We start from the raw sequence: 22366 nt of genomic DNA, 5'->3' as shown, positions 1-22366 counted from the left end.
CTAGTCGTTAAGAAGCGCTTCAGTGAGAAGCTTTATCGTGCCTGGTTGAGTATAACATCGGCAGTGAAGCTGAGCTATAAAATCGGTGAAAGAAGACGTGATATTCCTTCTTTAAATTTTATAATAAGGGACCTGTTTCTATAACGATCAGAAGTAAGTTCTGTACTTAACTGGCTATCTTGATGAAACAATTCTTGAAGTTGTTTCGCAACTCGCTCGTCATATACAATTGCATTCACCTCAAAATTCAACCTAAAGCTCCGGGAATCAATATTCATCGTCCCTACTGAAGCGACTTCTTCGTCTACTACAATGGTCTTTGCGTGTAAGAATCCATTATCATATAAAAGAATCTTGGCTCCATAGTCCAATAATTCACCAGCATACGCCCAAGTCGCCCAATATACAAACGGGTGATCGGGCTTATTGGGAATCATAATGCGCAGATCCACCCCGGATAGCAGTGCGATTTTACATGCATCCATAAAAGTGCTGTCAGGAATAAAGTAAGGCGTTTGAATATACACACTCTTTTTGGCATTTACTATAAGCTTGATGTACATATTCTTCAGGTGTTCCACCTGTGAGTTAGGACCACTAGACACAATCTGAACTGGACTTGAACCATCAAGCTTTGCTGTGTTGAAGGAGAATTGTTCGTAACTTACTTGATCGGATTTGCTGGCGTGTTTCCAATCCAAAATAAACCTTCCTTGAATATGATTAACGGCATCTCCGTGCATTTTAAAATGTGTATCACGCCAGTATCCAAACTTTTTATCCATGCCCAGATACTCATTTCCCAGATTAAATCCGCCGATATAAGCAATCTCCCCATCAATAATACAAAGTTTTCGATGATTTCGATTATTCATACGGAAATTTAATGGCCTAATCAGTGACGGGAAAAAGACCTCTACTTCTCCACCGGCAGAGATCAGTTCTCTGAAAAACTTCAATGAAAGTTTCTTTGAACCAATTTCGTCATAGAGAACTCGCACTTTTACGCCTTCTTTAGCTTTTATAGTTAATTCATCTCGTAATTTCTTCCCTAAGGAATCCGGTTGAATAATGTAATACTGGATGTTAATCTCTTTCTTGGCTTCTTTGATATCAGCAAATAAAGAATCAAATTTCTCTTGTCCATCATCGAAGATGAATATCTCATTGTCATTGGTTAAGATTGCATTGGATGATGTGAGATTCAATTGAATCAGGTCAGCATATTTCATGAGCAGGGGGTTGTTTTCCTTACGTTGCTCCTTCAATGTCACTAACTGGTTCTCGACAATTAACTTTAGGGAGTTTCTCTCTTCAGCTGAAAGTCCGTAAAAATTTTTCTTTTTGAGGTTACGTCCCAGAAAGAGATAAACGATAAAACCTAAAATAGGAATGAAGTAAAATATCATGAGCCAGGCCCAAGTATAACCAATGTCTCTCCTTTCAAAAAACAAAAATACCGCTGAGAGTAATATGTTTATAATCATAACGAGCGAAAGTATCAGCGTGACCATACTGCTATATCTCCTGCCTTCCATTGACTTTATGTAAATAATAAAAAATGCTTATTACTTAGCTGTTCTCGAATGAAGCCGTCATCACAAAGAATATGATAACATATTTGAGGAATACTAAATCTATTAAATGATAATCACTAGACATCGAACTAAAAAAAGAATCCACTTCCTATAAAAGAAGGGATTATTTCACATTGAATATCCTATACTTAGAATCTGTAATTCAAAGAGAACGCAATTTTGATACTTGTTGTTCCCGCACCGGCTCCAATGAGACTTATAGTATTAATTGTTGGTGCAGTATAAGATCTACTGCTACCTGGGGCTACGACAAAACCAGGAATTTGAACTCCGTCAATAAGCAAAGCAGCGGTGGGTGAAGCCCCCACTCCGTTATTCTCAATTAGAATAGTTCCGTTTATCAGAAACGTTGAGGAATTTTCGTATATAATTGTTGGTGTCCCTCCCGTATCTGACAAACTTATCGTAGTACATACGGCGTCGTTTACAACCGCTGGAGAAACCGTATTATTACAATTACCAATTTGAGCCATTTGTGAACCTCCTTAAAAATACTCTTTCTATAAATATATGTGGGGAAATAGTAGTGGTTCGGGCTATTCCAACTTTGTTTCCATTTATTCCTCATCCTCTTCTTCATTTAGAACCTGATAGTATATATCTATTCCAAATGTGCCGCTTGCAATATTGTTTAAGCTCTTTTCAATCTCCACTTCAATATGATGCATTCCGGCACAGCTAAAAGCACAGGTGTTACCCGGTAGAACAGGAAGCGAATTCGTTCCTTCATTATGTATTATGTTCAAAAAGACAGATGAATTACTTTGTTTATGATTATAAATACTTACTGTACCATGCACGTTTAAGGTTGAAGATGCTGACCACAGGGTTAAAACCTCTGTTATGGTTGCTGAATTAATATGGAACTCCCCACAAATGGTTGTTTCAGCGAGACGAGTATTCACTCAGACTGCTCCCTTCCATAATTCTTCCTTTCATCTATTTTATTAGTGATCTGCTGTTTTCATGTATGATTATGCTCCTAATGAACAACAAAAAACCGCTACATTAGCGGCTTTCAATAGTACTATGTTCGTGACTTTAAACGATATACGACCGACTATCCAATCTCCCCTGCTCGTTAGTTCCTTACAACAGGAATCCACATTTCACCATATACCAAATCGTTTTTTTCTCCCATTTCAACTGTTGTATTTGGACCGCCAACATAGGCATAATCTTTTTCTACGGGGAGGGCTTGACCAAAGGCAATACCAGTAAGCATATTACTGAGCGCATCAGCCGTCTCTGCTTCGCCCTTCACAACCAGGTATTCTCCCTTAGGAAATTGGATTACTCTCGTTGCTTCTGGCAGAGATTCTTCTGTCATGACACCAGCATAATGCATCATCTGGTTATTCACTGCTTCGTTTACGGCAAAAATGTAGTCGTTTGTTGCCAGAGACTTTAGTTTGTCCAGGCTTCCATCCTCCTTCACCATGGACCAAAAATCCGCCTTCTCCTTGCTGATGCCAACATAGTCTGTATAGTCGCTCTTAAGCTCTGTTCCAATACCTAACACGATAAAGCTGTCTTTTTCTTCGAAATGATAATTACTCATGGTTTACACCGTCCTCTTTAAATTTTCAATTGATTTGTGTTTTCACTTGATAGGTTTATAATAACCTTAAATCATGTCAGAATATGATACTGTTTAGGGGGCCCAATGAAAAAGGTTGAACGCATAAATATCATCACGCGGTATATCAATAATCGTGCCCACTTTACCATCTCTGAAATCATGCGAGAATTTAACATTTCTCGTTCAACAGCCATTCGAGATATCAGAGAAATTGAAGCTATGGGAATGCCACTTGTCGCTGAAGTTGGGCGGGACGGGGGTTATTTTGTTATGAACAACTCCCTCCTGCCCACGGTCCGGTTTACCGATAATGAAATCAAAGCGTTATTCATTGCCTTTATGGCGACAAGAAATCAACAGCTTCCTTATCTGAAGAGTCGTCAATCTTTGGCTGAAAAATTATTGGGCCTTATCTCCGAAAATCAGCAGGATGACCTTGTACATTTGAATCAAATATTGCTTTTTGAAGGGACCAATCCCCATAATCCAGACTTGCTTGATCTGTCAGACCTGCCTCACCCTACCTTAGAAAAACTCATTCAAATTCTTCTTATAGAACGTTATTTGTTAGTTACTGTCCAAGAAGAGAAGAAAACAAAGTCCTATCCCATTGTTCTCGTGCACCTTCATCATCAAAAAGGCCATTGGATCATTGAAGGTTTTGACTTGGAGGAAGAAAAGAGACGAATCGTATCAGTCGACAACCTCATCCATGTAGAATCATATCCGACGAAAAAAAGACGGAGTACAAAAAAGATTGTAGAACAACTCAAACGAAATACGCAGGAAGAAGTTATCAACCTTGTCCTGGAACTTGGCCCAAAGGCGATTGCGCAATTCAAAAAATACCATCCTTTAAAGTTTTCAATTGCCTATACGAATCCATACCAGACTACGGCTCTCCTAAAGGCATTTATGAATGTTCATAACTCAGAAGAGTTAACCGAAATCACCAATTGGTTGCTTTTTCTAGGAGAAGATATCAAGGTGAAGGAGATTCCGGAAGAAGTCCTGAATGCTGTACAAGAGAGATTAAGCTTATTCTGCCCTTAAACCAAAAAAAGCCGCTATTGCAGCGACTTGTGATGGAATCATATTCATTTATGTCTCACGCCAATGCTTGGCGTGCTGTTCCTTCTATACTAAAAGTCAGCATTAGACTGGGCATGATTAGGTGTATGCTGCGGGACGTTTTTAACGAGTAGGAAATAAGTAACAATGGCAATGATACTGGTCATTAATAAAGTGAGTCCTAACGGGACGGCAGTGTCCTCACCCGCGATGCCGACCAGAGGAGCAACCAGTGCACCCAGAAGAAAAGGAACAACGCCGAGCAGTGCTGCTGCACTTCCGGCCATCTTAGCTTGACTCTCCATGGCAAGTGGGAATGCCGCTGTAGACGTAATGCCGATCGAGCATACGAAGAAGAACAATGGAATCACCAATGCGAAAAGTGGACCATGAGCCAGGGTTACGACCAAAGCAGCCACACTTGCTATTATAGCAAGCCATAGTCCCGATAATAGCAGCGTCTGCTCAGGGATACGTTTAGCTAGTCGACCCACGATTTGAGATCCGATGATCAAGCTGATGCCGTTCGAAGCAAATAATATAGCAAATACAGTGGGTGTGACGCCATATATATTTTGGTAAATGAATGGGGTTCCGGCCACATAAGCAAAGACCCCTGCCGTCATGATTCCCTGTGCCAGCATGTAACCAACAAATTTGCGGTCACGCAGAAGCATTCTGTAATTACCCAATTGCTGTTTGAAGTCAGGAACTATACGTCTTTCGATAGGGTGTGTTTCTTTTAAGCTCCACTTTGTCATGATTAATAAGAAAATTCCCAAGAATGAAAGGCAGATAAACACGCCAATCCAGGTTGTGAATGAAAGAACCCCACTTCCCGCGATGGGTGCTGCCAGAGGCCCCAAATTCCCTACAAGCAACAGCAAAGAGAAAAATTTAGTGAGTTCATGTCCACTGTATAGATCTCTAGCTATCGCACGGGAAATGACAATTCCAGCTGAAGCCGCAAATCCTTGCGTGAAACGAAACAAAATTAATAGTCCGATATTTGGAGCAAAAGCACATGCCAAGGAACAAATAATATAGGCTGCCATACAGATCAACAATGGTCTACGTCTACCGTACGCGTCACTCAAAGGACCCATAACAAGTTGTCCTACACCGAGTCCTAATAAACAAGCAGTAAGGCTAAATTGTACAAGTGATGCCGTTGTATTCATATTTTGTGCAATCTCCGGAAAAGCCGGTAAATACATATCAATCGTAAATGGACCTAATGTAGAAAATAAACCTAGTAGTATTGCCAGTCCAAAAACATTCCAATTCGTGCTCTTCGCCATAATAAATAAAATCTCCAATTCCTTATATAATTTGCAAGCCTAATCGAGTATAAGACATAGAGTTAACTGTAGGTCAAGTCTTAAGACTATTAAAACCAAAAAAAGCCGCTTATTAAGCGACTTTGAATGGAAAACCATTTAAATTGTGTAACTCCCCCGGCCTGAACCCATATGACTCATGATCATTTCGGCAGCTCGTGTGTAACCGCCAGCCTGCCTTAAAGATTCACCAATGAGGTAAGCCTGCCGTCTATAAAGTGAATTGTGTAGCACTTCTGTTAATGCCTCTCTCAAATTAGTTGCACTGAGGTTATGTTTATTTAAAGTAATACCCGCGCCCAACTCCTGTACCCGATTGGCGACAAGAGGCTGATCCGATGTTAATGGAATCATCACCATCGGAACGTTGTAATATAACGCCTCACTTGTGCTGTTCATTCCAGCATGTGTAATAAAAACATCGGTATGCTGCAGCATGTCCAACTGGGCAATGTATGGCTTGACGATAAAATTAGGAGGAACTTGATTCGCCAGCGGCGTCATGTCCGTGTACTTTCCTGAAGATAAAACAACATTCACGGGTAGATCCCCTAATGCTTCAAAGCAAAGCTGATAGAAATCCAAATTTTTATTTAAAATCGTACCCATAGCAATGTACACGGTTTGCGGGTACCGTTCACGAAGCAACTCAAACGAGAAGGTCGGAGCATCTTGACGTGTTATGATCGAAGGACCCGTGAAAATAAAACGATCATCCAGCTTTTCTGCCTGCGGCTGAAAATAACGGCTGGTGTACACGAGCTTTAACTGACCTGCATGTGCCGGAATCTCTTCCATGGCTGGAATACTCACTTGAAGCTCTTCAGCTAACTCCGTTGTGATCTTCATCGTAGCCTCATATAACTCCTTCGTCTCCGTCTCATTCAGAACTGAGCTAGACCCCAGAGGCTCCACAAAAGCAAAGGACGCAATCGAGCACACCGCAGGAATTCCCAGTTTTTCTGCAAGAATAGTCCCTCCCCATCCCATCAGGGAATCAAAGATCATATAATCAAACTTTTGATCCTCTACCACCTGCAATACATTGGGGATGATTCTCCGGATAATACCGCTTACCATCATATAAATGAATTGATAAGGATGCTTGTATTCCTGGGGTTTCAACACCGGATCATGAGAGAAGGCATCTTGTGGAAACGGATAGGTAATGATCTGGGCACCGGTTTGTTCAATTCGGGAACGGTACTCCTCCGTGCACACATAGATGACTTCCTCACCATTGTCTATCAACTGAGTAACTAATCCTAACGATGGATTCACATGTCCTTCAGCTGGAGTAATGACTACTAATACACGTGCCATCTTACCCACCTCCCAATGCAATTAGTCCCCCCGTTCTTCGTGATGTATTTAACGACGCGATCGTCATCCGTTACATGGAGATGTTATCCTTCACTTGGTTGATTGGATGATGTTCTTGATGAACGAGTTTGGTAATTCGTAGTGATGCCAAGAAACTTAACAAGACCCATAATAATTGCAGTGTTAACACGATCAAAACACCTGTCGATATGCCCCACTGTAACGTTTCGGACAAGGCAATCAGAGCGCCACCAACTCCAATGCTTACGCCCATATAGAAGGAATCCACAAATTGCAGATTCGCGGACATTTCTCCCTCTTTCCTGGGCAAGGCATGTTGTAAAGCAATGGCTGCTGTTGTAGGGTTGGCCAATCCAACACCAAACCCTGTAATCATTTGTGAGAGAAGGATGAGTATAATCCCGCCGTCCGTCAAAATAAGAGCCAGGATCACAAGTACTGTTCCAACGATCATAATCCCAATGCCCGTCATGACCCTACCCTTTCGAGCACGACCTTGATCTCGTGCATCAAGCTTGGCTTGTAACCACGCTGCGGCGGACCAGCTCAGAGAACCTGCTGCTACAATGAGGCCGGCAAGGTCAGGTGATAACCCCTTCACTTCGGTTAGTGCCAAGATCACAAAACTTTCCGTTGTAAAATAACAAGCAACATATAGCCCTCTCGAAACCAAAGTAGCAGGCAATCCTTTTTTTACCGAAAAAGTGCCCACAGGCAGCAATTTACGCATTGGTGTGATCATGATGACTAATCCAGCCAAACTGAGTAATATACCTCTCCAATCGGTTATCATACCAAGGCCTGTGAGTAACAGCCCCGTTCCAACGGCAAGCAGAATCGCATACATAATCTTTGAGTCGGTTGCTCGCGCTTGACCTGTCAGATCTTGCTGAAGCTGCAAATTACGAAAAGAACGGAATGTGAGACTCAACGCTATTCCAATCAAGGGTAAAACGATCCAGAAAACATATCGCCACGAGATGTAGGAAGCTATAAGGCCTGCTGCATAAGGTCCAATTAAGGTAGGCAGGACAAATGCCAGGGAGAATGCGGCCAGGATTTGAGTACGAAGTGTATCTGGATAATGTAACGTCACACAGGTATAAACACATGTGATCAGGGCCCCCGCTCCAAAACCTTGAAGGGCTCTTCCAGCAATAAGCATGTGCATATCGAAAGAAATAGCGGAGACCACAGTTCCTAACACAAAAACACTAAAAGATATCAGCATGGATGTAAAAACGCCGCGCTTGTCAATCTGCTGACCCATAACCAAAGTTCCAATAAGCTGAGATAACAAAAATGCGCTGAAGATCCAACCGTATAAATGAATACCCTCTAAACTTTGTGCCATTTTCGCGGCAATCGTTGTGATAGCCAGTCCTTCAAAAGCTACGGTTGCCAGAACCAGCATAATCCCAATTGTAGGCGCCCTGTACTGAGCATCAAAAATCCCAATCTGATTGTTGTTTGTCTTCCACACCTCCATAATTTGATGGATATTATGGTAAAATAAACCTTTTCACTTCCTGAATATACATGAAGTGTTATACTTTGTAAAGTTTAATGTTTAAAAAGTAAGATTATGGGCTAGAATAGGATTCCCATGTTCAATAGGAGATTTTGCTTGAAAATATGCCATCTTCATTACAGTCAATTTGGAGAAGTTCATCCTCCAGGATCCAGGCATCTGTTTTTTCAACAAAGAAATGAAATCCTCCAATGGATTGAACCAATGCGGGATCGACTGGTGTAGCACTCGCATTTATGCCAATTGTAAAGGCATCGGAGCCTCCTCCGACATATTTTGCGTAAATCCTTACATATTGGTCCTCTTCCAATCCCCATTCATTCTTAAATGAATCGATTGCTTGTTCAGATACTACAAATGAGATCATTGCTCTGCACTCCTTCCTTCCTTCATTAATCACATTTTTTCACTTCGCCACGATAATTGGCCATTCTGAAACTGGCCCCGCATCCACATGAAACTTTGGCATTTGGATTATTCATGGTGAATCCGCCTAACATTCCGCCCTCTTCATAGTCAATCTTAAGACCATCAATATATGGAATACTGTTTGCGTGAACCAATATTTTAAATTGCTTTTTATTTAACACAATGTCTTCTTCTGCCTGCTGTTCATCCACGATAAGGGTATAAGACAAACCACTGCATCCCCCTTCATCAACGCCTACTCTAAGGAAGGCATTTTGGATATCCGCACTTGATAAGATCTCAACGATTTTGTCCGATGCTGTATCACTGACCTCAATGATCATCTTTATTCCTCCCGGTGGTATCATTTTGAAATTTGGTATCCCAGTCCATTAGACAGGGTATGAATGCCGCAAGAGCAGCTCCTTTTGGCGTAAGTTCATAAATAATTTGTGTAGGGCGTGTCCGTATTGTTCTTTTGACCAAATGATCATGTTGAAGACCCTTTAAACGTCTGGAGAGGATCATTTCGGAAATGGAAGGAATGTTATCGAATATTTCACCAAATCTCTTTGGGCCTTGAGACAGAGCACATAAAATATGGATCGTCCATTTCGTTCCGATGATGCGATAAGCTGTAAATAGTTTATTCGGATCTTCAGTGAGCAATGGTCTGTACACCCACTTTCTTATTCATCTGCGTGGTGAAATCCGAGTGCTGGCAATGATACTCGTGACGATCAACAAGAGATGGAAACCCATGGCTACAATTAAGCCGGATTGAAGTGACATACCGCCAGCCTGACACACGACAAGAATGGAACCACCAATGCCGATCACTACACCAGGTGTAAAAGAATCTGCAAATTGCAGATTTGCCGAGGTTTGGCCCACGCCTTCTTCCCCCGTTTGGGAAAATGCGACAACACCACTAATCGGATGCGCCAATCCAATACCAACTCCTGCAATGATCTGACCAATAACTGCAATGGTAACGGTCACAACAGGTACCCAAAATACGATGGCAATCCCTATGGCAAGTAACAATACGCCAAGAATAATTCTCATATGACGTCCACTGCCCTGATCTGCCGCATCCCACCGTCCTTGCAGATACGCAATGATACACCAACTTAATGCAGCACTCGCCACAATTAATCCGGCCTGAGAAGGTGTAATTCCTTTCACATCGATTAGAGCCAATACCAGGAAATTCTGTGTACTGGTATAAGCAGCGAAGAACAATCCACGTGTTGCCAAAATAGCTGGCATTCCTCTGCGCAACGTAAGTGTTCCCTTCGGTAGCAATTTACGGAGAGGAAATATCATCAATACGAAGCCAATTATGACTAAAACAAATCCCATAATGCTCGGAAGCCTACTTAGACCAACCAGGAAAATCCCTGTACCCAACGTTAAGAGTAACGCCATCCAAGTGGATGAATATCCGCTATCCCCTCCCGTCTTCTGCACTTTCAATTTCCTAAAGGCAGGTAAACTAAGCAATGCTGAAACCACCAGCACAGGTAAGATCCCCCAGAAAACAAAGCGCCAGGACCACTGATCTGCGATAACTCCTGCTACATATGGACCGAGCATGGACGGAAGAACATAGGCAGTACCAAATGCTCCAAGAATTTTGGCACGCAACTCATCCGGGTAACTTAACGATATAGCTGTATACACACAAGTCATCATAGCTCCGGCACCCAAACCCTGTAGAGCCCGTGATCCTATCATGGTATACATGTCGCCTGCGGTTGCGGCAGCGATCAGCCCTACGATAAACAACAGAAGTGCAAAAGTGAACGGTGCTGCAGGTCCTCTTTTATCAATGATTCGACCGACGACCAGCGTTCCGATAATCTGCGCAAGCAGATAGGTACTGAATATCCATCCGAACAGGCTAAGGCCGTTCAAGTCTCCAGCAATCGAAGGAGCAATGGTGGTTACGGATAGACCTTCAAATCCAACGGCCATCACTGATAAAATAATCCCTATGGTTAGTGCAAAATAACGCGGGCTGAAAATACTTTGATGATTAGACGACATGAAATGTGACCTCCAAGAAAATTGGTATGTATACATCGTATCCGGATACTTAGTAAACATTTTTGTTTATAATGTATAAGCTACAGTTCGGCTTTGACTTTGTCAACATTTTTGTTTAAAATGTAGTTAGTCATGTAGATTCAGTTCGTCACAAGGAGGTGCACCATGAGCGGAAATCAAACCAAAAAGGATGTCTCGACCAGTACCCGGAGAGCAATTATTAATCTGTTAAAAGAGCGCGGGGGAATGGATGTTGTCACTCTCTCCTCTCAGTTTTCGTTATCCGGAATGGCTATTCGTCAACATCTGAATGCGCTAAAAGGAGAAGGGTTGGTTACCACTGTGGAAGAAGCCCGTCCCATGGGTCGCCCCACCAAGTTATGGATATTAACTCCCGCGGCTAATCGTTTTTTCCCAAGTGGATATTCCGATTTATCCGTCAGCCTCATCAATTCGATGAAAGAGGCTTTTGGTACTGAAGGGCTGGACAAGCTGCTGGATGTTCGAAATAAAAATATGCAAGAACAATATCTTCAGCATCTTGGCGATTCATCAGGAGTTAGAGAGAGATTGGAGAAATTGGCCGAAATTCGCACCAATGAAGGTTATATGGCCGAGGTTAAGGAGCAGGATGATGGTAGTCTCCTATTCATTGAGAAGCATTGTCCGATCTGTGAAGCGGCCGCGGTATGTACCGGTTTATGCAAGAATGAGTTGCATTTATTCAAAACGGTTCTAGGCGATAATGTTCATATTGAACGGGGAGAATACATTCTAGCCGGAGGAAGAAACTGCGTATACACCGTTAGGCAAAATAAGTCATGACCAAAAGAGCAACCTCATTGGAGATTGCTCTTTTGGTTTGGTTTTTGAACTGATTATGTAATTTTGAATTGAGGTAGAGTATAGTAAGAGTGTCAAAAATATACTCTAGGAGGCTACTGCCATGTCACAAAAAATCTGGATGAACCTGCCGGTGAAAGATGTTGTGAAATCCACTACCTTTTTCAATGAGATTGGATTCCATGGGGAGAATGTTGGCAACGAGAGAGCCCAGCTTGTCATAGGCTCAACAACGATTCTACTGTTTCCGGATGCAACGTTTGAGAAATTTACAGGTGCCAAAACCGCAGATACTTCCCATAGCGCAGAAGTGATATTTTCCATTGGTGCTGACAGCAGAGAAGAAGTTGATGCTTTTATTAAAAAAGTCGAATTAGCTGGAGGAACCATCTTTGGCAAGCCGGGTGAAACAGACGGCTGGATGTACGGCGCGGGATTTGCCGACCTGGACGGTCACCGCTGGAACCTGTTGTATATGGATGAGAGCAAAATGCCGAAACGGTAATGTATAACGCCTATCACTTCATCCGACTTTTATCCTTCAACTTTGGAGCCCTCGAATCGGCCAGTCATGGAGATTCTGAAGTAATTCGTTACGATACTAAAGATAAGGAACACGATTCCTCCAACTACAATATATTGTGTACTTATTCCAGTTACGATTAGTCCACATACACTAGCACCAAGTGTTGTTCCCAGGTTGGAAGAGGTTAGAAAGATCCCATTCGACAATTCGGGTGCCTCTGGTGCTGCCGATACCACCCAATATTGAGTGATATTGCCCCCTATGCCTCCTATGATCCCCCAAATGAAAATAAGGAAGGCTGTTGGCACACTGAATTGTCCGAAGGTGAACAACAAGATGTATACCGTTATTAATGCAATGGGATACATCTTGATCGTTCTCAAAGGGAAATTAGCGAGCAGTTTCCCTGCTATCATGTTCCCAACCATATTGGCCAAGCCATATAGAAATAACAACACACTGACGGTGTTCCAGTCATATCTTGTCACGGTTTTCAGAAACTCGGCAAGGTAACTATAGACCCCAAATACAGCTCCGTTCATGAAAATCACGCCAGCAATGGATAGCCACATCACGGATCTTCTCAATACATACAGATGAGTACCCATAGAGATTCTTTTCGTAACTGGCATTGAGGGCACAAAAAGAAGTGTTGCTACAAATGCGATGATCGTTACGGCGGCAAAGAACAACATCGCATAGAACAACGATGTGCTGGTGGCAATCAAGCTCGAAAGGGGTACTCCAAGTACCATGCCTGCTGACACGCCTACAAATACTTTAGCCACAGCCTTCGGCGCTTCTTCCTTGGGGACTGACGCCGCTGCGACCGTAAATGCCAATGAGCAATAGACAGGATGGAAAAAAGCCGGAACGACACGTGCAATGACCAATACCGTAAAGTTCGATGTGATGGCGGAGACCAGGCTGCCCACAATAAAAATGCCAAGTACGAACAACATAACATGCTTGCGGTTCATGCCCGAAAATAATAAGGGTAAAATGGGGCCAGATACAGCAACCGCAAGCGCAAAAAGACTCACGATCAAACCAGCGGTTGAGATACTGACCTCGTAATGTTCTGCAATCAAAGGCAAGATTCCGATTACGCCCATCTCCGTATTTAAAATACTGAATACACCAAAGGTCAGAATGAATACAAGCAGGTGATTTCGTTTAGTTCTCATATGCCATGGATTTAGAGAGATCCCGGTAAGCATTGATCTCTAACTGAAGGTTGGCAATTTTCTGCTCTGCATCAGCAGTTAAAGCAGCCTTCGCAATAGTAGTGCCCATACCTCGACCAGCGCCAGTGATAAACCATACCTTTTTCTTATCCATATCATTCATTCCTTTCAATTTCTTCTCCAGTTGCCTTGCTTTTTAGTTTAGCGTTTATACACCACATAGCAAATACTCATATCTCATAACAAGTTATGCTTGAAAGGCATTTCTGTAAGGTTTATTGTAGAATATAAAGGATAAAGGAGGAGTTACGATGGAGATTAGAGTATTGCGTTATTTTCTTACGGTCGCCAGAGAAGGAAGTATTACACGCGCTGCTGATTTCTTGCATGTTACGCAGCCCACCTTGTCCAGACAATTGAAAGACCTTGAACAAGAGTTGGGAAAGAAATTATTTATTCGCAGTAGTTACAGTATTGTTCTCACAGATGAAGGTATGCTTTTAAGAAATAGGGCTGAAGAAATTGTGGGTATGGTCGATAAATTAGAGGCAGAATTTGAATCCATGGAAGAAAGCATAAGTGGAGATATTTATATAGGCGGTGGAGAAACGGAAGCCATGAAACAGATTGCAAGAGTGGCAAAAGACGTACAGAATAAATATCCCAATATACGCTATCACCTATACAGCGGTAACGAAGATGATGTAACTGAGCGGCTTGACAAGGGACTCCTTGATTTCGGTATTCTAATCCAGCCAGCGGATGTTTCCAAATATAACTATATCAATTTCTCCGACAAGGATGTTTGGGGAGTGGTCATGAGAAAAGAAAGTCGACTCGCCTCCAAAGATACGATTCGATCTACAGACTTATTACATGTTCCACTGATCTGTTCGCGACAGTCAATGAAGCAGACATTTTCGAAAAATGAGTTTGCGGATTGGTTTGGTGAAGATTTTGACAAATTAAACGTCGTAACTACATACAATCTTGCATATAATGCTGCCATTATGGTTGAAGAAGGCATTGGTTATGCATTAACACTAGATAAAATAGTGAATACGTCCAGTGAAAGCGATCTTTGCTTCAGACCTCTAGAGCCAAGACTTGAATCTGGCTTAAATATCGTTTGGAAAAAACATCAGGTCTTTTCGACTGCTGCGGATTTGTTTTTAAAAGAAATTCAGGCTAAATTTTAGACTGATAAAGGGATTAACGTTAGTATAAGAAGAAACCCACCGGAGTTTAATTCTCGGTGGGTTTCTTTATGACTTGTTCGATTCCGAGCAAAATAAGCTTCAAGCCGAACTCGAAAGCTCCGTCGGTTCCCATCACCTCAAACAGACCATTCTTGTACATCCTGCTGAAAAGTCCAGCTTCCTTCTCACTCATAGAATCCAGAAGATGTATCATCTCTTCACCCTGAAGTGCTTCCTGGTCCTTAATAACAGCAGAGATATTGCGCTGATGCTGATAATCGTCGAGTACGAAATAGAATACATAGTTGACCAGTGTAAGAACGGCCTGTAATTTCTGCTCTTGCTCTAGCGGTGTTGATTCCATGCAGAGCAACATGCGGTTGGTGAAGCGGATCATGTCCGGTTCATGGGGCAACGTCATCATCATGAGCTGTGTGGAGCACGGGTATCTGCTGAGCACACTCCGTACCGTCACCGCAAGCCCCTCCATCTGCTCCTTCCAGTCCCCTTCAGTATGAAACTCGTCCAGAATAATTTTCGATATCTGGTTGGCCAGACGCTGGTAGAGCGTCTGCTTGCTCTTGAAGTACCAGTATAGCGATGGAGCCTGAATCCCCAACTTGTCTGCCAAGCGTCTCATGCTGAATTTCTCGATGCCCTCTTCCCCGAGAAGCTCCCACGAAATTCCCAAAATCTTATCTTCCGAAATCTGAGGCTGTTGTTTTTTCATCAGTATCCGCCCTTTTATCTAACAGTGTAAGTTTACGCTTTACAGGTTCATAAGTTCATGATAACATCTAACACTGTAAGGTTCAATCTAACGGTGTTAGATTGGATCAATATTAACGAAGAAAGTAGTGACCCACATGGATGCAGAAAACCTCCATTACTTTGAAAAAGCACCGATCGCCAAAGCCGTAGCTCACTTTGCTGTCCCGATGATGCTAGGCACGTCAATGAGTGTTATTTACTCCATCTTGAATGCTTATTTCCTTGGCACACTGGGTAATACGGCAATGTTAACCGCACTCGCATTAACTTTACCTTTATTCGCGGTCATCATGGCCCTTGGTAATTTAATTGGTATAGGCAGCGGTACATTCATCTCCCGTTTGCTGGGAGAGAAAAAAGTAGATGATCTGAAGCATGTATCTTCATTTGCCTTTTACAGTAGTTTAGTTCTCGGAATTATTGTGATGGCCGTTGGGCTCCTGCTGATTGAACCAATCGTTCATGGGCTGGGGGCAACGCCAGAGTCCTTCGGATTTACGAAAGAGTATGTCACGATTATGCTTATGGGTTCACCCTTCGTCATCTTATTCTTCACCCTGGAGAATATCGTGCGCTCAGAAGGTTCAGCAATGACTTCTATGACCGGTATGATTCTCAGTGTTGTTATAAATATTATCCTCGATGCACTATTCATTTTTGTCTTCCATTGGGGTGTAATTGGCGTTGCATCTGCTACCGTCATCTCCAACTTGGTTGCGAGTGCATTTTACGCTTACCATATGAGTTATAAGAGTCAATTCTTAACCGTCTCCCTGAAATGGTTCAAGGTGACCAAGGACATCCTGAGCAATGTGTTCAAAATCGGTGTTCCCGTCTTTGTTATGAGTGTCTTCTTGGGTGCAATGTCGCTTATTCTTAACCTTTTTCTTGTTGAATATGGGGATCAGGCCGTTGCGGGGTATGGAATCTCATCACGTTTACTGCAATTCCCTGAATTTATTCTGATGGGCTTGTGCGAGGGAGTTGTGCCGTTGATTGCCTTCTCATTCACAGCGAACAAATTACGTATGAAACAAACGATTGGATTCACGATCAAAGCTATTTTGGGCTTAGCCGTCCTGTTTGGTGTTATCGTTTATCTAATCTCTGACCACTTGATTGGTTTATTTACGACTGACCCGCAATTAATTGAAATGGGTAGCTACATTCTTCATGTAACCTTTTTATCCTTGTTTATTACAGGAATGACTTCTTTGTTTATGGGGATCTTCCAAGCAACAGCCCAAGGAACCGCCGCGTTTGTTATGTCCATAATTCAAGGAGTTACGCTAATTCCTGTATTGTATATCGCTAATCAAATGAATGGCTTTCATGGAGTGATCTGGTCGCTCGTTATTGCGGATGCCGTGGCGTTTCTTGTTGGGGCCATCATGTTATATGTTTTGCGGACCAAATTGCAGCCGGATCTGGAACATTTGGCACAGTAGTTAACATATAACATATAACATGCAAAAAGGCAGGATAAGGGCTCTCCCTGACCCTGCTCTTTCATTTCGAAATGACAATTATCTATCTGGTGATACGAAGAGATCGTAAATCCTCTGTTATAAGGAAAAAGCGGTCAACATATGTTCTATTTCATCCATATACCCATCCACTGTAATGCTTCTCGGAGCAAACAGAAATCGTAGTGATTGTTTCCATTCCGAGCCTGCAATAGAGGTTGGTAACATCGAATGTTCTGTATTAGAGAAGTTTTTCACATGAAGCAAGGATGATGGCTGAATTCCTTTACGGTATGCTTGCTCTGTATCAACAATGTCCACATTTACATCATCTTCTCCAAGCAGAAGTAGTACAGGGGTTTTGAAATGATGCAAATCCGCCGTGGCATCTGAAGCAAAATTTTTCTTTATGAAGTTCCAGCGTTCTTTGGAAATCAGATTATCCTCTCGAGCAATCTTGGTGTACTCTTCATATGTGCCATGTTTCTTTAAAATCTCTTTAATCTGGTTTTCATAATCGACCTGATTTTGAATCTCCTCCGTGGAATAACCATCTTTCGCCATTTGGCTGCGTGTGTTGTATTCTCCCTGTTCCAACCAGTTTATCGCTGGTGATACCAAGATACTGAAGGCGAGATGTTCTTTCCCAGCAAGCTTAGGAATCACCCAGCCTGCTTGGCTGGCACCCCATACGCCTATTTTGGAATCATCAATGATGGATTGTTCTTTCGCCCATGCAATAGCTTGCTGTGCCTCCACAACACGATCATCCATGCTTTGATCTAGCCAGTTTCCCTCTGAACCCCCGATTCCCCGTTTATCTAGCGACAAGGATGCATACCCGATCGATGCCAGTCGCTCCCACAACGGTTTGTATCCCTCACCATGAGTAGAGTCTATCGGACCGTCACCGTGAATAAACAGTACTAGACCTAGCTTGCCTGAATGGTTTCTGGGTAACGTGAGCGTACCTGTTAACTTACCTTGTGGAGATTGAATTTCAATGGTTTGTTCCTCCATGTCAAAATCACTTTGATCGACTATGTACAGTCCTGCACCAACCATCAGTAAGATTGCCACAATAACTGAGATGTATCGTTTGTTCCAATTAGACATAACTATCTCCTTTGTAAATCATGTAATGCCATTGATTTTCGCCTAAGAGCAGGCCAGTCAGAAAGCTGTTTGTGCTATACTGCTTGCGAAATTGATAGCGTTCATATAACTGTATCGCTTGATGATTCTGACTTGCCACATGCAAGCTAAGAGATGACATTGATTTGCATTGCAACATATATTTCTGTGCCCATTGAAGCAACTGCGTACCAATTCCCTTGCCTTGGTGCTGTGGATGTACAACCAGATCTTCCACATAACATTCGCCTAATGTAGGAGTATGCTTCAGCAGATGTAAACCAGTTAATAACTGAAGCAGTTTCCACATGCCAACCCTATTGCACTGGCTCCACCAATGAGGATTGGCACGAACGCTTGTTATTGCTGCTCTGTTATCTGCTTCCTTCCATTTCAAGCACATGGTGCCAACAATCTCCTCATTTTCACGAGCAATGACACGAAGAGTACTTTGTTCCATGGGCGGATGATTGAGAAACTGTTCAAATGCGTAAGCCAGATCAGTTATGGACAATGAAGTGATCTTTTGAAATTTGTGTCCAAAACCATAAGCCATGAGTTCAGCAACAGCTTGATGAAACTGGGGACAAACGGGTTCTATCTGAATGGAAGTTGTCACTGTGCGCCTCCCCTACTCGATCATTTGTAACAATAGCTCATAATGAAGCTTTTCTGGTGTGAATAAAGATAAATAAGATTTCTCTACCATAATAAGTGGACCGTGATACGGATAGCCCTGGTGTTCTGCATAAGCATAAAATTCGTTGATATGTTCTTTGAGTTCAGCTTCAATGTGTACATATACATGACGAGAAAGGTATTTTCCTCTAGGCAAAACTAAATCGTTCGCTCCCTCCTTTTGTGTATAAATTCCTACGGTGTCCGTCTCATCGTACGCATAATGGATGTCGGCTTCAAATAAATTGGGAATGTTTCCTTTATGTTGGGTCAGTTGCCTTGCTTGCAAGTACCCTTGCGCTTCCATATGGAACCACAGGGATAAGTGAATCTCCTCACGAGTAACAATATAATAAGTCACTTGATCCTCAAGCGGAATATGCTCTTTCTCATGCAACAACTTGCTGATAAGGTTCTTTGTTTGCTGAAGCTGAGTGATAGCTGCTTCCGTGTCTGCCAACGCTTGGCGAAATAATGATGTGATTTGAACGGTTGTCAGATTACTCAAACATTCCTTGATCATTTGAACAGACAGTCCCATTTTGCGAAGCAACAAAATATGAGATAGACGGTAGATTTCATCAACCCCATACATCCTGTATTGGTTTTCTGCTATATAAGCAGGGTTGAGCACCCCTTTTTCTTCGAAGTATCGAATTTGATGTACAGAGACATTCATGAGCTTTGCCAGCTCGCTAATCGTAATTTCATCACTCAACCTTTTCACCGCCTTGGCTGTTTTTCACAATACAAGCATAAACCTTAGGTTTGACCTAAGGTCAAGTCTTTATTTTAACCTCTCCTGATAACAAAAAACCACGGCACCCATTTTGGGACCGCAGTTCAATGATCAATTATACTATTGTATTTCTTTCATATAAGATTTGAATTCCTCGGCGATTTCTTTGTATTTCGTATGATGCAGGTAATGCGAACCTTCCATTGGGATCATTTTGCCCTGATCCGATTGTTTCACTTGTTCTTCATGCAGCGGAATCCACTGTGGATTATTCTCGTTATTCGATTGTACGAAGAGGAGCATCGGCAGGTCACGAGGGTAAGTGAGATTTTCTCCATTTTTGAAATTGGAACCCAGGTGTTTAAGTTCATCAATCAAAGTCGGATTCGTCGAGACTTGATTTGAAATTAACTTCATCTGTTCTTTGGTATGCTCATCGTATGCAAGTGATGCATATGAATCACCGCTCACTTTGTTGAGTACTCTCATTAAGCCCGATTTTTGAAGGAATTTCATTAGGTTCAAAGGTAATTTAACATCCATGCCAGGTTGATTTGGAACACTGCTATCGATCCCGACAAAAGCAGAGACTTCATCCGGATACGTGTTCACATAAGTCGCCGCGTACAATCCCGTGATGGAATGCCCCATCAGAATATAACGATCTATACCGAGCTGCTGTACAGCTTCATGAATTTCACTAACAATATTCTCGGTGGTTCTCTCCGTCTCGGTTTCGTCGCTTAACCCATAACCGAAAGGCTCAATCGCCACAACTTTGTAATCAGGCGTCAATTCATCGATTAATAATTTGAAATCAAGTACTGGCGACGTTGTTCCTTGTCCAGGTAGTAGCACAATCGTTTGTTCACCGCTGCCTTGAATGGACACATTCATATTTTTTCCATCGACATTAACATATTGACCATACGATTCAATTTTCTTTTTCTCGATCCCATTACTGATTGTATGAACGACAAACGTGATGCCCATGAACAGCACCAGCGCGCCGACAATACCACCTATTATTTTCAACCATAAGTTCCGTTTTTTACGGCCCTTAGTCCCCGTTGTTGTTACATCCACTGCTTCTGCCATATCCATCTTCTCCTGTCCTTTATATCTGTAGAGCCGCTCTTGCGACATAGGTATAGTGTAACCATGAAAGATGTCCCCTTCGTGACGGGAATATGAACGGAGTATGAACAAGTAAAAAAAAGAGAGCTGCTTGTTGAGAGCAGTTCTCCATAGGATAAGACAGTTTTAGTGGTCCAGGAACACAAGCTGAATGAAGAACAATACCGCAAAAATGTAGAAGATTGGATGAACATCTTTACCTTTTCCACGAAGCAGCTTGAGTACCGGATAGAAGATGAAACCTACGCCGATGCCTGTCGCAATACTATGCGTCAATGGAGTAAGGATGATAATCAGGAAAGCAGGAAATGCTTCTTCGAGATCATCCCATTTGATTTTGCTGATAACGTTAATCATAAAGTATCCAACAATGATCAGTGCCGGAGAAGTGATCGCCGGAATGCTTGATATTACACTTACGATCGGTGTGAAGAACAAGGTCAGCGCAAGCAGCACACTTACCGTTACCGCTGTCAGTCCCGTTCTTCCTCCTGCAGCTACCCCTGTGCTGGACTCGATGTAAGCCGATGTTGGACTTGTTCCGAGTAAAGCACCACTAGTTGTTCCTACGGCATCTGCCAATAATGCGCCACGCGAACGTGGAAATTTACCATCCTTAAGCAATCCTGCTTGTTCAGCAACGCCGAGCATCGTGCCCGTCGTATCAAACAGTGTGATCAACAAGAAGGTAAATATGATTGTATATAAACCATTCGAGAATACCCCTGCCAGATCCAGTTGCAAAGCCGTTGAAGCGAGGCCTTGCGGCATGGATACAATCGATTCCGGCATTTGGAATAGTCCCATGATCCAGGCAAGTATCGCTGTTACCACCATTCCGATGAAAAGGTAACCTTTCACATTGTAAGCCATCAGCACAACGGTAATAATCAATCCGATAATGGTCAGATAAGCCATCGGCTCAGCCAAGTTCCCGATCGTAATCAAATTCGATTCTGAATCGGCAATAATCCCGGCATTTTGCAAACCTACCGTTGTAATAAACAATCCGATCCCTGCGGTTATGGCATGTTTTAAGCTAGCAGGAATTGCATCAAGCAACATGTAACGGAATGAAGTCAGTGATAAAATAATAAACAGAATCCCTGCTATAAATACAGCTCCCAGTGCAACCTGCCAAGATACGCCATATCCGGCAACTACGCTATAGGCAAAGAATGCATTCAGGCCCATACCCGGCGCGATGACGATTGGATAATTGGACCATATTCCCATAATCAGAGTTCCCACGATACTTGCCAGTACCGTTGCTATGAATACTCCGTTAAAGTCCATGCCTGTGCTGCTGAGTATTCCTGGGTTTACGATAACTATGTATACCATTGTGAAAAATGTTGTAACCCCTGCGATAATTTCTGTGGGGATGGTCGTGCCTCGTTCTTTAAGTTTGAACCATTTGTCCATGGTAAAGCCAGCCTCCAACTTTCAAATTATACTCCAAAGCTAAAAACAAAAAATCCTAATCTTTATATAGGATTGTAATATTGTCGCTCCTATATTCGTTGTTAGGATTTAAAGATTCAACAGCTAAGCTCTAAACTAAACATAAAGATACTCATATCTGTTTTCAACCTGAAGTCCATTTCGTATTCTAATTAAAATCACATGCAATGTCAATGAATTAACGATTTGTTCACAGTTATTTACGAACTATACAGACATTATATCTTGTATTCATTCGTTTTTAGAATAGAGATGGAAAGATTGTCAAAAAATCCGATTCCAATATACCGGAATCG

24 protein-coding genes are annotated in these 22366 nt (G+C 42.3%); 5 read left to right on the top strand and 19 right to left on the bottom strand.

Annotated features, from left to right (window positions below; genetic code table 11):
• Nucleotides 1–74 precede the first annotated feature (74 nt).
• The 4 genes from cls to J2Z28_RS17040 all read right to left on the bottom strand — a co-directional run bounded on the left by cls (nucleotide 75) and on the right by J2Z28_RS17040 (nucleotide 3159).
• Complete coding sequence (cls, locus tag J2Z28_RS17055; protein WP_084174617.1) at nucleotides 75–1514, bottom strand: cardiolipin synthase; 1440 nt, start codon at nucleotides 1512–1514, stop codon at nucleotides 75–77.
• A 212-nt stretch (nucleotides 1515–1726) separates the two neighbouring features.
• Nucleotides 1727–2071, bottom strand: coding sequence for a DUF3992 domain-containing protein (locus tag J2Z28_RS17050; RefSeq protein ID WP_211083400.1), 345 nt, complete (start codon nucleotides 2069–2071; stop codon nucleotides 1727–1729).
• Between the two features lie 84 nt (nucleotides 2072–2155).
• Complete coding sequence (locus tag J2Z28_RS17045; protein WP_211083399.1) at nucleotides 2156–2503, bottom strand: S-Ena type endospore appendage; 348 nt, start codon at nucleotides 2501–2503, stop codon at nucleotides 2156–2158.
• A 176-nt stretch (nucleotides 2504–2679) separates the two neighbouring features.
• Complete coding sequence (locus J2Z28_RS17040) at nucleotides 2680–3159, bottom strand: GyrI-like domain-containing protein (RefSeq protein WP_211083398.1); 480 nt, start codon at nucleotides 3157–3159, stop codon at nucleotides 2680–2682.
• A 105-nt stretch (nucleotides 3160–3264) separates the two neighbouring features.
• Here J2Z28_RS17040 and J2Z28_RS17035 point away from each other — a divergent pair, with 105 nt between their 5' ends.
• Nucleotides 3265–4233 carry a helix-turn-helix transcriptional regulator gene (locus J2Z28_RS17035; protein WP_211083397.1) on the top strand — a complete coding sequence of 323 codons (969 nt, stop codon included), beginning with the start codon at nucleotides 3265–3267 and terminating at the stop codon, nucleotides 4231–4233.
• 89 nt (nucleotides 4234–4322) lie between these two features.
• On the opposite strand, the gene J2Z28_RS17030 is transcribed toward J2Z28_RS17035, so the two are convergent.
• The 7 genes from J2Z28_RS17030 to J2Z28_RS17000 form a co-directional block, all read right to left on the bottom strand.
• Nucleotides 4323–5552, bottom strand: coding sequence for a multidrug effflux MFS transporter (locus J2Z28_RS17030; protein ID WP_076253136.1), 1230 nt, complete (start codon nucleotides 5550–5552; stop codon nucleotides 4323–4325).
• A 138-nt stretch (nucleotides 5553–5690) separates the two neighbouring features.
• Nucleotides 5691–6914: a macrolide family glycosyltransferase gene (locus J2Z28_RS17025; protein ID WP_211083396.1), complete on the bottom strand. Its 1224-nt coding sequence runs from the start codon at nucleotides 6912–6914 to the stop codon at nucleotides 5691–5693.
• A gap of 70 nt (nucleotides 6915–6984) precedes the next feature.
• Nucleotides 6985–8349 carry an MFS transporter gene (locus J2Z28_RS17020; protein WP_211083438.1) on the bottom strand — a complete coding sequence of 455 codons (1365 nt, stop codon included), beginning with the start codon at nucleotides 8347–8349 and terminating at the stop codon, nucleotides 6985–6987.
• Nucleotides 8350–8545: 196 nt separating this feature from the next.
• Nucleotides 8546–8866 carry a HesB/YadR/YfhF family protein gene (locus J2Z28_RS17015; protein ID WP_211083395.1) on the bottom strand — a complete coding sequence of 107 codons (321 nt, stop codon included), beginning with the start codon at nucleotides 8864–8866 and terminating at the stop codon, nucleotides 8546–8548.
• Complete coding sequence (locus J2Z28_RS17010; protein ID WP_211083394.1) at nucleotides 8859–9218, bottom strand: HesB/IscA family protein; 360 nt, start codon at nucleotides 9216–9218, stop codon at nucleotides 8859–8861. Before J2Z28_RS17010 ends, J2Z28_RS17015 begins: the two co-directional genes overlap by 8 nt.
• Nucleotides 9208–9555, bottom strand: coding sequence for a winged helix-turn-helix transcriptional regulator (locus J2Z28_RS31820; protein ID WP_370511441.1), 348 nt, complete (start codon nucleotides 9553–9555; stop codon nucleotides 9208–9210). The genes J2Z28_RS17010 and J2Z28_RS31820 overlap by 11 nt, the downstream gene beginning before the upstream one ends.
• Nucleotides 9556–9567: 12 nt before the next feature.
• The gene (locus J2Z28_RS17000; protein ID WP_211083393.1) at nucleotides 9568–10926 is read right to left on the bottom strand and encodes an MFS transporter; all 1359 of its coding nucleotides are present in this window, start codon (nucleotides 10924–10926) and stop codon (nucleotides 9568–9570) included.
• Between the two features lie 165 nt (nucleotides 10927–11091).
• Here J2Z28_RS17000 and J2Z28_RS16995 point away from each other — a divergent pair, with 165 nt between their 5' ends.
• Together J2Z28_RS16995 and J2Z28_RS16990 are read left to right on the top strand one after the other, a co-directional pair.
• Complete coding sequence (locus J2Z28_RS16995) at nucleotides 11092–11751, top strand: helix-turn-helix transcriptional regulator (RefSeq protein ID WP_211083392.1); 660 nt, start codon at nucleotides 11092–11094, stop codon at nucleotides 11749–11751.
• 121 nt (nucleotides 11752–11872) lie between these two features.
• Nucleotides 11873–12274: a VOC family protein gene (locus J2Z28_RS16990; RefSeq protein ID WP_076317831.1), complete on the top strand. Its 402-nt coding sequence runs from the start codon at nucleotides 11873–11875 to the stop codon at nucleotides 12272–12274.
• 29 nt (nucleotides 12275–12303) lie between these two features.
• Here the strand turns inward: J2Z28_RS16990 and J2Z28_RS16985 are convergent, their stop codons facing one another.
• Nucleotides 12304–13482, bottom strand: coding sequence for an MFS transporter (locus J2Z28_RS16985; RefSeq protein WP_211083391.1), 1179 nt, complete (start codon nucleotides 13480–13482; stop codon nucleotides 12304–12306).
• Nucleotides 13472–13636 (bottom strand): hypothetical protein, encoded by a 165-nt coding sequence (locus J2Z28_RS16980; RefSeq protein ID WP_211083443.1) that lies wholly within the window; start codon nucleotides 13634–13636, stop codon nucleotides 13472–13474. The genes J2Z28_RS16985 and J2Z28_RS16980 overlap by 11 nt, the downstream gene beginning before the upstream one ends.
• A 157-nt stretch (nucleotides 13637–13793) precedes the next feature.
• On the opposite strand from J2Z28_RS16980, the gene J2Z28_RS16975 reads away from it, so the two are divergent.
• Nucleotides 13794–14681 carry a LysR family transcriptional regulator gene (locus tag J2Z28_RS16975; protein WP_211083390.1) on the top strand — a complete coding sequence of 296 codons (888 nt, stop codon included), beginning with the start codon at nucleotides 13794–13796 and terminating at the stop codon, nucleotides 14679–14681.
• A 46-nt stretch (nucleotides 14682–14727) separates the two neighbouring features.
• Here J2Z28_RS16975 and J2Z28_RS16970 read toward each other — a convergent pair whose 3' ends face one another.
• The gene (locus J2Z28_RS16970; protein ID WP_211083389.1) at nucleotides 14728–15411 is read right to left on the bottom strand and encodes a TetR/AcrR family transcriptional regulator C-terminal domain-containing protein; all 684 of its coding nucleotides are present in this window, start codon (nucleotides 15409–15411) and stop codon (nucleotides 14728–14730) included.
• 136 nt (nucleotides 15412–15547) lie between these two features.
• On the opposite strand from J2Z28_RS16970, the gene J2Z28_RS16965 reads away from it, so the two are divergent.
• Nucleotides 15548–16900 carry an MATE family efflux transporter gene (locus J2Z28_RS16965; protein ID WP_211083388.1) on the top strand — a complete coding sequence of 451 codons (1353 nt, stop codon included), beginning with the start codon at nucleotides 15548–15550 and terminating at the stop codon, nucleotides 16898–16900.
• 117 nt (nucleotides 16901–17017) lie between these two features.
• Here J2Z28_RS16965 and J2Z28_RS16960 read toward each other — a convergent pair whose 3' ends face one another.
• The 5 genes from J2Z28_RS16960 to J2Z28_RS16940 all read right to left on the bottom strand — a co-directional run bounded on the left by J2Z28_RS16960 (nucleotide 17018) and on the right by J2Z28_RS16940 (nucleotide 22031).
• Nucleotides 17018–18034, bottom strand: coding sequence for an alpha/beta hydrolase family protein (locus tag J2Z28_RS16960; protein ID WP_211083387.1), 1017 nt, complete (start codon nucleotides 18032–18034; stop codon nucleotides 17018–17020).
• Nucleotides 18027–18671, bottom strand: a complete 645-nt coding sequence (locus tag J2Z28_RS16955; RefSeq protein ID WP_211083386.1) for a GNAT family N-acetyltransferase — start codon at nucleotides 18669–18671, stop codon at nucleotides 18027–18029. The genes J2Z28_RS16960 and J2Z28_RS16955 overlap by 8 nt, the downstream gene beginning before the upstream one ends.
• Before the next feature lie 12 nt (nucleotides 18672–18683).
• Nucleotides 18684–19448, bottom strand: coding sequence for a MerR family transcriptional regulator (locus tag J2Z28_RS16950; protein ID WP_211083385.1), 765 nt, complete (start codon nucleotides 19446–19448; stop codon nucleotides 18684–18686).
• Nucleotides 19449–19589: 141 nt separating this feature from the next.
• Nucleotides 19590–20567, bottom strand: a complete 978-nt coding sequence (locus J2Z28_RS16945) for an alpha/beta hydrolase (RefSeq protein ID WP_017688351.1) — start codon at nucleotides 20565–20567, stop codon at nucleotides 19590–19592.
• 165 nt (nucleotides 20568–20732) lie between these two features.
• Nucleotides 20733–22031: an NCS2 family permease gene (locus tag J2Z28_RS16940; protein WP_017688352.1), complete on the bottom strand. Its 1299-nt coding sequence runs from the start codon at nucleotides 22029–22031 to the stop codon at nucleotides 20733–20735.
• Nucleotides 22032–22366: the final 335 nt, after the last annotated feature.

The organism is Paenibacillus xylanexedens, from assembly GCF_017874615.1.
Taxonomy (GTDB): Bacteria; Bacillota; Bacilli; order Paenibacillales; family Paenibacillaceae; genus Paenibacillus; species Paenibacillus xylanexedens.
The sequence above is the reverse complement of the archived record's forward strand: the minus strand, read 5'-3'. Positions and strand labels throughout refer to the sequence as shown.